The organism is Frondihabitans sucicola (genome assembly GCF_030296615.1).
GTDB classification, from domain to species: domain Bacteria; phylum Actinomycetota; class Actinomycetes; order Actinomycetales; family Microbacteriaceae; genus Frondihabitans; species Frondihabitans sucicola.
In genome coordinates this window covers 3,837,147-3,850,488 of sequence record NZ_AP027732.1, presented here as the reverse complement: position 1 = coordinate 3,850,488, position 13,342 = coordinate 3,837,147, and the positions used below count along the sequence as shown (strand labels likewise).

At 68.4% G+C, this 13,342-nt stretch carries 11 protein-coding genes; 10 read left to right on the top strand and 1 reads right to left on the bottom strand.

The window, feature by feature from the left end; genetic code table 11:
* The first annotated feature begins 8 nt into the window (after positions 1–8).
* The 6 genes from QUE79_RS19825 to QUE79_RS19800 all read left to right on the top strand — a co-directional run bounded on the left by QUE79_RS19825 (position 9) and on the right by QUE79_RS19800 (position 7,905).
* The gene (locus QUE79_RS19825; protein ID WP_286344562.1) at positions 9–1,376 is read left to right on the top strand and encodes an ABC transporter substrate-binding protein; all 1,368 of its coding nucleotides are present in this window, start codon (positions 9–11) and stop codon (positions 1,374–1,376) included.
* Between the two features lie 4 nt (positions 1,377–1,380).
* A complete protein-coding gene (locus tag QUE79_RS19820; RefSeq protein ID WP_286344561.1) occupies positions 1,381–2,331 on the top strand; it encodes a carbohydrate ABC transporter permease in 951 nt (316 codons plus the stop codon).
* Positions 2,331–3,326 (top strand): carbohydrate ABC transporter permease, encoded by a 996-nt coding sequence (locus QUE79_RS19815; RefSeq protein WP_286344560.1) that lies wholly within the window; start codon positions 2,331–2,333, stop codon positions 3,324–3,326. The genes QUE79_RS19820 and QUE79_RS19815 overlap by 1 nt, the downstream gene beginning before the upstream one ends.
* Positions 3,327–3,331: 5 nt before the next feature.
* Positions 3,332–4,606: an LAVTG motif-containing sortase-dependent surface protein gene (locus tag QUE79_RS19810; RefSeq protein ID WP_286344559.1), complete on the top strand. Its 1,275-nt coding sequence runs from the start codon at positions 3,332–3,334 to the stop codon at positions 4,604–4,606.
* Positions 4,607–5,444: 838 nt separating this feature from the next.
* Entirely contained in the window at positions 5,445–7,469 is a 2,025-nt protein-coding gene (locus QUE79_RS19805; RefSeq protein ID WP_350271727.1) for a S53 family peptidase, read from the top strand.
* A 73-nt stretch (positions 7,470–7,542) separates the two neighbouring features.
* Entirely contained in the window at positions 7,543–7,905 is a 363-nt protein-coding gene (locus QUE79_RS19800; protein ID WP_286344558.1) for a hypothetical protein, read from the top strand.
* Between the two features lie 10 nt (positions 7,906–7,915).
* On the opposite strand, the gene QUE79_RS19795 is transcribed toward QUE79_RS19800, so the two are convergent.
* A complete protein-coding gene (locus QUE79_RS19795; protein WP_286344557.1) occupies positions 7,916–8,215 on the bottom strand; it encodes a hypothetical protein in 300 nt (99 codons plus the stop codon).
* 159 nt (positions 8,216–8,374) lie between these two features.
* Between QUE79_RS19795 and QUE79_RS19790 the strand changes: the two genes are divergently transcribed.
* From QUE79_RS19790 to QUE79_RS19775, 4 genes are read left to right on the top strand one after another with little or no spacing between them, the layout of a single operon-like run.
* Positions 8,375–9,280 carry a MurR/RpiR family transcriptional regulator gene (locus tag QUE79_RS19790; protein WP_286346785.1) on the top strand — a complete coding sequence of 302 codons (906 nt, stop codon included), beginning with the start codon at positions 8,375–8,377 and terminating at the stop codon, positions 9,278–9,280.
* A 29-nt stretch (positions 9,281–9,309) separates the two neighbouring features.
* Entirely contained in the window at positions 9,310–11,526 is a 2,217-nt protein-coding gene (locus QUE79_RS19785; RefSeq protein ID WP_286344556.1) for an outer membrane protein assembly factor BamB family protein, read from the top strand.
* On the top strand, positions 11,523–12,479 hold the full coding sequence (locus tag QUE79_RS19780) for a carbohydrate ABC transporter permease (protein ID WP_286344555.1): 957 nt from the start codon (positions 11,523–11,525) through the stop codon (positions 12,477–12,479). The genes QUE79_RS19785 and QUE79_RS19780 overlap by 4 nt, the downstream gene beginning before the upstream one ends.
* The gene (locus QUE79_RS19775) at positions 12,476–13,294 is read left to right on the top strand and encodes a carbohydrate ABC transporter permease (protein WP_286344554.1); all 819 of its coding nucleotides are present in this window, start codon (positions 12,476–12,478) and stop codon (positions 13,292–13,294) included. The genes QUE79_RS19780 and QUE79_RS19775 overlap by 4 nt, the downstream gene beginning before the upstream one ends.
* Positions 13,295–13,342: the final 48 nt, after the last annotated feature.

The window sequence follows — 13,342 nt, the reverse complement described above, 5'->3', positions numbered from 1 at the left end:
CACTGACAATGAAGTCATCCCTCAAAGCGATCGCAGCGGCCACCGTGCTGTTCGCGGCGGTCGGCACCCTCTCCGGGTGCGCGTCGTCGTCCACGAGCGGGTCGTCCGCCCACGGCAAGACGACAATCGTCGTCGCGATCGACGCGGGCCTGAAGAAGCCCGCGCAGGACGCGTTCAACGCGCAGGTCAAGCTCTTCGAGAAGGCCAACCCCACCATCACGGTGAAGAGCCGCGAGTACACCTGGACGGGCACCACCTTCTCGGCCGAGCTCGCCGGCGGCACGCTTCCGGACGTGTTCACGATCCCGTTCACCGACGGTCGCTCGCTCATCGAGCAGAAGCAGGTCGCCGACATCTCGTCGCTCGTCAAGGCCCTTCCCTACGCGTCGAAGTTCAACCCCGCCGTCGTCAAGAACGGCGAGGACGCCTCCGGCAACATTCAGGCCGTCCCGATCGCCGCGTACGGCCAGGCGCTCCACTACAACCGCACCCTGTTCACCAAGGCGGGTCTCGACCCCGACAAGCCGCCGACCACCTGGGCCGAGGTCCGCTCCGACGCCAAGGCCATCGCCGACAAGACCGGTGAGGCCGGCTACGCCACGATGACGCAGTCGAACACCGGCGGCTGGATCCTCACCAGCGCCGCCTACGCGCTGGGCGGCCGGGCCGAGACGAAGAGCGGCAAGAAGTTCACCGCCACCGTCGACACCAAACCGTTCAAGAAGGCCCTCACCGACCTCAAGACGATGCGCTGGACCGACGACTCGATGGGAGGCAACTTCCTCTACGACTGGAACGGCATCAACCAGGACTTCGCCGCGGGCAAGATCGGCATGTACATCTCGGGCGGCGGCAACTACGGCTCGCTCGTCTCGCAGAACGCCATCAAGCCGGCCGATTACGGCGAGACCGTCGTCCCCCTCGAGGGCAAGGACGCCGGGGCTCTCGGCGGCGGCACGCTCGCCGTCGTCAGCGCGAAGGCGGACGACGCGGCCAAGAAGGCCAGCGTCAAGTGGATCGACTTCTACTACATGTCGACACTGATCACCAAGAGCGACGCCGTCCGCGACGCAAAGACCCAGGCCGCCTCGCAGCAGCCGGTCGGCGCACCGCAGGTGCCCGTCTTCGACCAGAAGACGTACAAGGAGACGCAGGACTGGATCAAGAGCTACGTCAACGTTCCCGTCGACCAGATGAAGCCGTACGTCTCGCAGGAGTTCGACCAGGCGATCATCCCCGAGCCGGCCTCGCAGACGCAGGCGCTCTACGGTGCTCTCGACCCGGTCGTGCAGGCGGTGCTGACCGACAAGAACGCGAACGTCGACCAGCTGCTGTCGCAGGCGAACACGTCGATCCAGCAGATCCTGGACAAGTGATCGCATGACCACCCTCGAGAACAGGCCGTCGACGGCGACGCCGACCAGGTCGGCCGCCAGGCGCAGGACACCCGTGACGTGGCTGCGCGGCGGAGGCCTCGGCAACCTCGTGTTCCTCCTGCCCCTGCTGCTGGTCTTCGGCCTGTTCTCGTGGTGGCCGATCATCCGCGCTGCCGTCATGAGCGTGCAGACGACGAACCTGGTGACCGCACCGGTCTTCGTCGGCTGGGCGAACTTCTCCCACGTGCTGCACGACCCGCTGCTCGGGACGGCGATCGTCAACACCATCTGGTTCGCCGTCCTGGCGCTGATCTTCGGCTATCCGCTCCCGCTGATCATGGCCGTCCTGATGAGCGAGGTCCGCAAGGCCAAGGGCCTGTACTCGGCCCTCGCCTACCTCCCGGTCGTCGTCCCGCCGGTGGTCAGCGTCCTGCTCTGGAAGTTCTTCTACGACGGGAGCGCCACCGGTGTGTTCAACACCATTCTCGGCTGGGTGGGGATCCCGCCCCAGCCGTGGCTCCAGAACGCCGGGACGGCGATGCCCTCGCTGGTGCTCGAAGCCACCTGGGCGGCGGCCGGCGGCACCGTGATCATCTACCTCGCGGCGCTGCTCAGTGTGCCGCCCGAGCTCTACGACGCGGCCGAGGTCGACGGCGCGAGCGTCTGGGGCAAGATCTGGCACGTGACGCTGCCGCAGCTGCGCGGCATCCTGTTCGTCACGCTGATCCTGCAGATCATCGGCACCGCCCAGGTGTTCCTCGAGCCCTACCTGTTCACCGGCGGCGGCCCGAACCACGCCACGCTTACCGTCCTGCTGCTGATCTACCAGTACGCGTTCCAGAACTCGACCGGCGGTGACTACGGGTCGGCGACGGCCCTGAGCATCATGCTCGCCGTCGTACTCGGGATCCTGTCGGTGCTGTACTTCCGCCTCACGAAACGCTGGAGCGTCTGATGACCCTCACCTCTCCCACCCTGCCCGAGACACAGGATCCTGCCGCCCTCGTCGCCACCGAGACCCCTGTCGCCCTCGGTGGCCGGCGGCCCCGCCGCCGGTCGAAGCCCGAAGAGCAGCAGGATCGCGGGATCGTCAGCGTCGCCGACTGGCGCCGCGCCCGCATCCGCCGCCCGCTCCGGGTCCTCCACGGGCTGCTGCTCGCGGGACTCGTCGTTCTGGGTCTCGGCCCGATGCTCTGGCTCGCCAAGTCGGCCGTGACCCCGACGCAGGACACCCTGCGCACGCCGCTGGCGCTGTTTCCGCACGGGATCGACTGGGCGAACCTGGCCACGGCCTGGTCGACCGTGCACATCGACCTCTACTTCGGCAACACGGTGATCATCGCGGCGGGCTCCTGGTTCGTCCAGCTGCTGGTCGCGACCACGGGTGGCTACGCGCTGAGCGTTCTGCGGCCGAAGTACGCGTGGGTCGTCGAAGCGCTCGTGCTGTCGACCCTGTTCGTCCCCGCGATCGTGCTGCTGGTGCCGCTCTACCTGACCGTGCTGAACCCGCCGCTCCTCCACACGTCGCTGATCAACACGTTCTGGGCCGTCTGGCTGCCTGCGGGGGCGAACGCCTTCAACATCCTGCTGGTCAAGCGGTTCTTCGACAGCCTGCCGCGCGAGGTGTTCGAGGCCGCGCGAACCGACGGCGCCGGGACCTTCCGGCTGTTCTGGTCGATCGTGCTGCCGATGTCGAAGCCGATCCTCGGCGTGGTGTCGGTGTTCGCCATCATCGCGTCGTGGAAGGACTTCCTCTGGCCCCTGCTCGTGCTGCCGAATCCTGCGCTCCAGCCGCTGTCCGTGCGTCTGCCGAGCATCCAGTCCACCACCGAGCTCGACGTCTTCCTGGCGGCCCTCGCCATCTCGACGCTCATCCCCGTGGTGCTGTTCCTCGTCTTCCAGCGGGTCTTCCTCCGCTCCGCCGGCCTCGGTGGCGCGGTCAAGGGCTGACCCGGGTGACCCGCTCTCCGCGATCGCGAGCGAACGTCGTCTTCTGGCCCTATGGTCTTCCTGCGACCCACCTTCGTTCGCTGGCACGCGCCGGCCTCCTGCTCCTGTCGGCTAGGATCCTCGTTCTCGGAGGTGGTCTCGTGTCGGCGGCGCAGGCGGCGCCGCTGCCGTTCGCGATCACGTCGCTGCGGGCTGGCGACACAGTGCTGATCGGCTCGTCGCCCGTGGCCGGGACGGGGCAGCCGGGGCAGAGCATCGACGTGACGCTCGACGGTGCGGCGAGCCCGATCGGCTACGCGACCGTGAACGACGACGGCTCCTGGAATGCCAACGTCTTCGTGCGTGCTTCGGCGGTCGGACCGCACACTCTGACTGCCACGACGGAGGGGACGCCGGCGGAATCGACCCAGGTCGCCGTCGTCGTGTCGGCGACCGCGACGTCGCAACGCCTCGTCGTGACGTCGCCGGCGGACCACGCGCGCGTTCCGTCGCGCACCGTGACGTTCACCGGCACAGCTCCGGCAGGATCGCGAGTGCTTCCGTCGGGTGACGAGCTGGGCGCCGTCGCCGAGATCGCCGTCGGGTCCGCCGGAACGTGGTCTTTCACGGCGACCTTCCCGGTGCTGTCGCAGAACGCCGTGCTCACGTCGACCGAGGTGACCTTCGGCGGCCCCGACTCCGACGGCACCGTCTTCGTGCCTCGCTTGGTCACGGTCGCGCTTCCGGCTGCGGCGCCGGCTCCGGTCATCGTCTCGCCCGCTGCGGGCGCCACGGTCGCCACGCCGGCAGGATCGCACGTCTCGGTCAGCGGGACCGCCACCGGTGGCCCCGCGGTCGCCGTGTTCTTCCTCCCGGTCGACGCGGCTGCGAAGGCCTACGCGAACCAGCAGCCCGGCTCCATCGAGGCCACTGGCATCGTCGTGGCCGGCGGCGCCTGGACGGCCACCACGCCGCTCGCGCCGGGTGTCTGGACGGCCGACGCCGAGCTGCTGTCCGCCGCCGACGCCCACGCATCCACGACGCAGATCCTGTCGCTGCCTTCTGCGGCTCGGCAGTTCACGCTCGTCGCCGGTGCGGCGGTGCCGCCGTCGTCCGCGCCGACGCCGACCCCTTCGGCGTCCGCTTCCCCTTCCGACCCCACCGCCACCGGCACGGCGACGTCCGGCGAGCTGGCGTTCACGGGGTCGTCGCCTGCCCTGCCCGTCGCTGCCGGCGTCCTGCTCCTCCTCGCCGGCTTCGCGCTCGTCTTCCTACGTCGTCGCGCTCGCGTTCGCTCCTGACACCGCAAACGCCGCCGACACCGGCGATGTCCGGTGTCGGCCGGCGTTCCCGGTGTCGCCGCGCCGCGCCCTCGCCGGCCCAGAAGCACGCGGGAGATCGCCGGTCGTGATCCTGCTTCGAGGCGCTAGTACGCGCTGACGGATGTACCGCTGACGCGAATCCCGAACTCGCCAGAGGCGTGTACTGGTCCTGCCACCGCCTTGTAGGTCAGGCGGGCCCACGCGGGGCCTCCGGAATTCTGAGTCGCTCGGGCGATTCCTTTCGGATTGGGGAGACTGCACGATCCGAGACCGTTAGCGCACGTAGCACTGCGAAGGTTAATAACTGTTGGTCGATTCACCCTGACTAGAAGGTCGATTTGCAGGACGCCTTTTGCTTGCCGGTGTCTGCGACTTCGTCCTCCGGCGAATGATCAACCGCCGCGCATTCATGATCACGCCCGCGGCGACCGCCACGACCACCAGTACACCGATAGCTCCTGCAAGAAGAATCTCGTTTCCAAACATGTTGAATATCATACTGACAAAGGAGTCACGCGGGTCTAGGACGGCGGACAGGCAGGGGTAGCCCGAAGCCCGAGGCGCTCCGAGGGCCACGCTGCAGCCGCCGTACCAGCGAGGAGCCGGCAAGGCGAGCGTCGCCGCGCCGCGGATGGGTGAGACGGGTGGCGAAACGGGTCACCGAGGTGAAGATATTTGCCACGGCGCGCACGGAATCGTCATCAGGCCGCCGAATCCCTTCGTGATGCTGCCAGTCCGCGCAAAAAATGCGCGCCATGCACAAATGCCGACTTGACGTGCCTCGTTCGGGGGTGATCCGATACGACCACCGTAATTCATAGCGGATTCCCACCCAGTCCTTATCGGAGGCATACGTGCGTGGTTCTACATCCCGATCCCGTCCCATCATCGTCGCCGGAGTGGCGGCCGCGGCCCTAGCCGGTCTCACCGGCTTGTCCGCGCCGGCCAACGCCGCTCCCGCGCACCACGTGTTACCCAACAGCGCCCCCATTGGCTGGGCCATGCGAAGAAGGTCGCGAACCAGGCGTCCACGACCAAGGTGAGCTTCGGGATCCTGCTGAACCTGCGCAACGCCGCAGCAGCCCAGGCGCAGGTCCAGGCCGTCTCCGACCCGTCCAGCGCGTCGTACGGCAAGTTCCTCACGAACAAGCAGTTCAATGCGAGCTACGCTCCCGCCGCGTCTGACGTCAAGGCCGTCCAGGGCTGGCTGAAGTCGCAGGGCTTCGCCGTCGGGCAGACGCTGCCGAGCGGTCAGTACGTCAAGGCCTCCGGTACCACGGCGCAGGTCGAGAAGACCTTCAGCACGACGCTCGCCAAGTACTCGTACCAGGGCAAGACCGTGCAGACCAACACGACCGACCTGTCGCTGCCCTCGGGCACGTCCGCCGAGATCGTCGGCGCCGTCAACGGCGTCGTCGGCCTCGACCAGGCGAGCACGCTCAAGAAGCCGGCCGACACCGAACCCGGACCGGGTGTCGGTTCGCGCACGGGCGTCCAGCCCTGCTCGGCCTACTACGGCCAGAAGACGGCCACCGCTCAGCCGGCCGTGGGCGGCAAGAAGCAGCCCTACGCGGTCTGCGGCTACGGCCCCCAGCAGCTGCAGGGCGCCTACGGCGTCTCGTCGCAGCTCAAGAAGGGCATCGACGGCAAGGGCGTGACCGTGGTCATCACCGACGCGTACGCGTCGCCGACGATCCTCCAGGACGCCCAGAAGTACAGCAAGGTTCACGGGCAGCCGCAGTTCAAGAACGGCCAGTTCAGCCAGATCACGCCCTCGTCGAGCGGCTACTCGAACACCGACCTGTGCGGAGCTTCCGGCTGGTACGGCGAAGAGACACTCGACGTCGAAGCCGTGCACGCCATGGCTCCGGGCGCGAAGGTCGTCTACGTCGGCGGTGCCGACTGCGTGACCGGTCTCGACGAGGCCTGGGCGGCGTCGATCGACAACCACTATGGCGACATCATCACCAACTCGTGGTCGGACGGAGTCGACGACCTCGCCGACCTCGGCCAGTCGTACATCGACTTCTACACGCAGTACTCGACCGAGGCGGCTCTCACGGGCATCACGGTGAACTTCTCCACCGGTGACAACGGCGACGCAACCGCCGGCGGCACCGACCTCGCGGCGAAGACCCTCGGGTTCCCCGCCGACCTTCCCCTGGTGACCGGCGTGGGCGGAACGAGCGTCCAGATCGGCAACAAGGACCAGTGGCTCGGCGAATACGGCTGGCAGAACGCCTACTCGCAGCTCAGCGGCAACACCTGGTCGCCGCTCCCCGGCGTCTACAGCTCGGGCGGAACCGGTGGTACCAGCCAGCTGTTCGCTCAGCCGTGGTACCAGCGCGGGATCGTCCCCGACTCCATCTCGAAGGCGTACGGCACGGCCGACCCGATGAGGACGCTGCCCGACATCTCCATGGCGGGTGACCCCAACACCGGCATGGTCGTCGGTCAGACGCAGGAGTTCCCGGACGGCACCTACTGGGACCAGTACCGCATCGGCGGCACGAGCCTCTCGTCGCCCCTGATGGCGGGCGTCCTCGCCGTGGCCGAGCAGTCGGCTCACAAGAAGTTCGGTTTCGCCAACCCGCTGTACTACCAGCTGGCCGCGACCCCGGCACTCCACGACATCGTCGCTCCCAGCGCGAAGTCGCCGGTGTACCAGGTGCGGACCGACTTCGTGAACGGCCTCGACAAGACGGACGGCCTGAAGTACCAGCTTCAGACGATCGACACCCAGTCGTCGACGATCCACTCGAAGAAGGGCTACGACGACGAGACCGGCGTCGGAACCCCGAGCGGAGCGGCGTTCTTCAAGGCCATCGCGAAACTGAAGTAGCACCACCGGATCACGACGGAGCGCGGCGTCCCCTCGGGGCGCCGCGCTTCTCGTCTGCCCGTAGGCTGGTTCGATGCTCACACGACGAGACGCCGCCCTCCGGCTCGACATCCCCCTCGAGATGGCGACCAGGCACGGACTCCCGTCGCGGATGACCGAGCACGAGCTCGAGGCGATCGAGCAGGATCCACCCGCGTGGCTGATCCAGTCGCGGGCCAATCGCACCGGAAAGAAGAAGGTGTGGGTGCACCTCGAGTGCGTCGTCTGCGGCTTCGCGGAAGACGCCAGGCCGAAGAAGTGGTGGCCCGACTGGACCTACCTGTCGTGCGACTACCACTCGCCGGAGCAGGTCCCCGAGCCGACCGCGGGATTCGCCCGCCACGAGGTCGACGGAATCGGGAGCCGCTTCGTCGCTATGGTCGACGAGCGACCGTAGCCGATCCGCCCTACTCGGTGGCGGCGTCGGCCTTCGCGATGCCGTCGGCTTCCGCCGCCTTGCGCTTCGCGATCGCGTCGCGCTCGTGGACCAGGGACTCGATGGTCGCCTGGTCGAGGAAGTCGATGAAGGGGTTCGTCTGGCCGGTCTTGGCCTCGACGATGTTGGCGTAGGCCGAAGCCGCGCTGCGGAGCTCCGCAGCCGCCCGCCCGGCCTTCTTGAGGGGAACGGGCTTCAGCCCGACGATCTGCGCGTGCTTTTCGAGAGCCTTCGTCAGATCTTTCAGGGCGGTATCGATTTTCTTCGTCACGTCCTCATTCTGGCGGCAAAAAGCGGGATCGCAAACCACTCCCGAGCCGTCGCGATCCTGGAATTTCGTTTCAGGATTTCGCTCGTCATGAAACCAACATCCGTCGTTAACCTTCGCGCGGCGCCCCGTTCACGATGGCTGCCTAGCGTCTGTCGCGTGATGAAAAATCGTTCCGGAACGACGCTCGTCCCGGCAGAATCGACCGAGTCGTCCACCCCCGCTGCTCCGACCGGCATCCGGGAGCGGATCCGAGCCGCGCTGCCGTCGTTCTCGCCCGCCGAGCGGCGCGTCGCCGACGCCGTCCTGCGCGATGCGATGGCCGTGATCCACCTCTCGGTCTCCGAGCTGGCAGCCCTCGCCGAGACCTCGCCGGCCACCGTCGTGCGCCTCTGCGCCAGCGTCGGACTGCGCGGCTATCAAGACCTCAAGATCCGGCTCGCGAGCGAGTCCATCCCGAACGACCAGCGACTTCTCGGCGACATCACAGCCGACGACACCGTGTCCGACGTTGCGCACAAGGTCATGGACGCGACGGCCAGGGCCGTGTCGCAGGCGTCGCGCACCCTCGACGCGGCAGCCCTCGACCGCATCGTCGACGCCCTCATCGGTGCCCGCCGCGTCGTCTTCGGCGCTGTCGGCACATCGGCGCCGCTCGCTCTCGACACCGCCTACCGGCTGGTCACCCTGGGCATCGACGCGAGCTTCGCCCCGGACGTCCACACGCAGCACGTCACCGCGCGCATGATGGGCGCAGGTGATGTGTTCTTCGCCATCAGCCACACCGGGTCGACCTTCGAGACCTTGGCGACGGCCCGCGCGGCCCAGTCCGCCGGGGCGACCACCGTCGCCCTGACCAGCTTCTCCCGCTCGCCGCTCACCGAGCTCAGCGACCTCAGCGTCGTCGCCGGCAGCGCCGAGACCGCCTACCGCGTGGAGGCGATGGCCTCCAGGATCGTGCACCTCTCCGTGCTCGACGCCCTCTTCGTCAGCGTCTCCCGCCGCAGTGCCACGAGCACCGCCCACCTCGCCCTCACCGAAGACGTGCTCATCGAGCACCGCATCTGACCCCCTCCGCACCCTTCCTAAGGATTCCCATGCCCGAAAACACCCTCACCGGTCGCGTCGAGTACCGCGACGGCAGCCCGGCGCCCCGCGTCGTCGTCTCCACCGGCGCCGTGAACACGGTCACCGACGACGACGGCCGGTTCTCCCTCCTCCGCCAGGCCGTCGAAGGCTCCTTCGTCGTCCTGACCCGTCCCACCGGCTTCACGGCGGCGCCGTGGTGGCAGCGCACCCCCGAAGACGACGGCGAGATCGTCTTCGTCCTCGACGCCGAGCCCCAGTCGCTGCCCTACACGTTCGTGCACCTCACCGACACGCACATGACCGTGCAGAGCTACCTCGACGGTCAGGGCGAGGGCTTCGGTCTCTACCGCGAGGGCAGCCTGCCGGCGCAGCTCACCGACTTCCTCGCGCGTCTGGACGCGCTCGCCCCCGAAGCCCAGAGCATCATGATCACCGGTGATCTCGTCGACCACGGCCTGGCCGAGGAGTACGAGGCCTACGTCGAGGTGCTGGCGTCGAGCCCGGTGCCGACGCACGTCATCCCCGGCAACCACGATCACATGAACGGTCACCACGGCAGCCTCGTCAGCCGCAACGACTACCTGACCAACACGGGCACCCCGGAGCTCTACGAGCGTTACCTCGGTCCGCGCTGGTACAGCTTCGACGTCGCGGGCCTGCACGTCGTCGCCCTCGACTGGCACACGCACGAGCTCGGTCTCGACCACGAGACGCAGAACGCCTGGGTGAAAGCCGACCTGGCCCGACTCGAGGTCGGGAGTCCGTACATCCTGCTCTTCCACGACCAACCCAACTTCTCCATCGTCGACGAGCTGCCGTGGCGGCCGGTCGCGGCGTTCTCCGGGCACTGGCACACCAGCCGCGTCGTCGAGGTCGACGGAACCCTGCACGTCAACAGCCCGACGAGCTTCTTCGCCAGCCTCGACTACTCGCCGCCGGCATTCCGGCGGGTCACCTGGGACGGCAGCAGGATCACGATGAAGACGCAGACGCTGCTGTCGGTGCCGGCCCCGAGCGCCCTCACCGACGTGAGTCGTTCGACCTTCGCCGCGTCGACGGGGACGTCGACCGACGAGCATGTCCTCTGGCAGGCCGGGCTCGCCGGAGCCGGTCATCGGCAGCGCGTCAGTGTTCAGGGAGACGTCGTCTTCGCCGGCGGCCAGATCGAGGATCGAGCGGCCGGGAGCGTCGAAGCGTTCGACCTGGCCACCGGGGAGCTGCTCTGGCGCACTCCGACCTCCAGCGCCGTCAAGACGACCCCCGCTCCGGCCGGCGACGTCGTCCTCGCCGCCGAGGTCTCGGGCGACCTGACCGCCCTCGATGCGCGCTCGGGCGAGGTCGTCTGGCGTCTTCCGTCGTCCGACCCGCTGCGCCGTTTCGCCTGGGGCGCCCCGACGGTGGCCTCGGGCATGGTCTACCTCGGCGACCAGTCCGACCTCCGCGCCGTCGACGTCGCGACCGGCGAGGTGATCTGGCGTCGGACCGACCTCAGCCCGCACCACAACCTCGTCAACCACGCGGCACCGCTGATCGTCGACGAGCTGCTGGTGATGGGCTTCTGGCCGACACCCGCCAGTCCGATCGGCCTCGACGCTCGCACCGGCGAGTCGGTCTGGGAACGCGAGCCGCAGGCGACCGACACGTTCTTCGAGCTCAAGCGCCTGCTGATCATGGGAACCGCCGCCTTCGATCCGGCGACGGACGCCGTCCTGATGCCGGCCCACGGCCACACCACCGTCGTCGACCGCGCCACGGGTCGCACCCGCTGGGTCCAGCCGCACGAAGGCGGCTTCAGCCCCGCGACGCCGCTCGTCACCGATCTCGGCTATGTGGTCACCGTCACCGGCAGGGGCATCAGGATGCTGGACAGGACGACGGGAGAGACGCTCTGGAACGCGGACATCACCGGCGACGCCCCGTTCCCGATGGCGTCGTACACCAAGACGCCGCACCCCGTGATCGCACCGCCGAGCCTCGTCGGCGACGAGCCTCGTCCTGCCCGGCCTGGACGGCGTGATCCGGCGGTTCTCCCTGGAGGGGGCCGAGCTCGGGACGACGCAGCTGGCGTCGTCGATCGCGGCCGGGCTGCTGCACACCACGGACTCCCGGGGCGTCGAGCGGCTGCTCGCCGTGGGCGTCGACGGCAACGTCATCGCGCTCTCGTCGGCGGTCGCCGGGGAGCCGTGCGCTCCCCGAGCGCGACACTGCAGGGGGTCGTCTCGTGACGGCCACCGAGACGGAGCTGTCGGCACCGCCGCGGGCTGCCGCACCCTCGCTCGGGGAGCCGCCGGTTCGGACCGTCCGTCGCCGGAACCGGGGTCGCTCGCCCCTCGTGCCGATCCTGTTCCTCCTGCCCGCCGGCCTCTGCATCACCGTCTTCGTCGTGGCACCGGCCGTGCTGTCGCTGATCGGCAGCTTCTTCTCGATCCCGCTCGCGGGAGGCTCCTGGGGCTTCGTCGGCTTCGCGAACTTCTCGCGCGTCCTGACCGATCCGACGGTTCAGCAGGCCATCGGCAACACGGTGTTCTACTCCGTGATCACGATCATCCCCAGCCTCGTGATCGGCCTGGGTCTCGCGCTGCTGGCCGAGTCCGTGACGCGGGGGCGGGCGCTGATCCGCACCGCTCTGTTCCTGCCGCTGACCGCCAACCTCGTCGCCATGGCGGTGGTCTTCGACTACATCTTCGCTTTCCAGGGCGGCGTCGTGAATCAGCTGCTCGGCATCGTGGGCGTCGGCAGCGTCAACTGGCTCGGCGACACGAGCACCTCGCTCGTGACGGTGGCGCTGGTGGGCGTCTGGCGCGCGGCGTCCTTCGCCATGATGATCTTCTTCGCCGGCTTCGCGACGGTGCCCGGCACCATCAACGAGGCCGCTCGCGCCGAGGGGATCCGCGGGTTCGCCAAGCTCACTCGACTGACCCTGCCGATCATGAAGCCGACCGTCGTGTTCGCCAGCGTCGTGACGATCCTGGGCTCGGTCCAGGTGTTCGACACCATCAACGTGATGACCGAGGGCGGCCCGCAGGGGTCCAGCGAGACGATTCTCACCGAGACGTGGAAGCTGGGCTTCAGCTACTACGACCTCGGTTCGGCCTCGGCGCTGTCGTTCCTCCTGCTCGTCGTGCTGGTCGGCATCGGTCTGCTCCAGCGCCGAGTCCTGGCCGGGAGCGCGCGATGAACGCCCGTGTTCTGCACGCGTCGCGCTGGATCCTGATCGCCGTCGCCGTGGTCGTCTCCCTCTTCCCGTTCGTCTGGATGGTCCGCACGTCGCTCGCTCCCGCCGCGGACGTCGCGAGCGGCCGGTTCTGGCTCTCCAGCTTCGACTTCGGCAATTTCGCCCGGGCCTGGACGAAGGCGGACCTCGGTCAGTCGGTGGCGACGGGGATCATCGTCACCCTCTCGATCGTGCTACTCCAGCTCGTCACCTGCGTCCCCGCCGCGTACGTCCTGGCCAAGGTGCCGTTTCGCGGTCGGAACGTCGCCCTCGGCGTCGTGCTCGGCTGCCTCCTGGTGCCGACGCAGGTGACGCTCATCCCGCTCTTCATCGGGGTGAATCTCGCGGGCCTCGCCGACAGCCTGCCCGGCCTGGTGGTGCCGTTCATGACGAGCGCGTTCGGGATCTTCCTGCTGCGCCAGCAGATGATGTCGATCCCCGACGGCCTCCTGGAAGCGGCCCGCACCGACGGGCTGGGGCATTTCCAGACGCTCCGCCGCGTGGTCGTCCCGATGGCCGGCCCCGGAATCGCGGCCTTCAGCGTGTTCTCCGTCTTCACACACTGGAACGACTACATGTGGCCCCTCCTCATCGCGAGGAGTCCCTCGACCATCACCCCGCCTCTCGCGCTGGCGATCTTCCAGCAGGGCGACACCGGGTTCGACTACCCCGCGCTGGCCGCCGGAGCGGTCATCGTCACGGCGCCCGTCGTGATCCTGTTCCTCGTCGCGCAACGCCGGTTCGTGCAGGGCATGAGCGGCGCCGAGATCCCCGGCTGAGTCCTCTTTCTTCCTCCCCTCCACCCCACCTCTCACTCACCCCTTTTG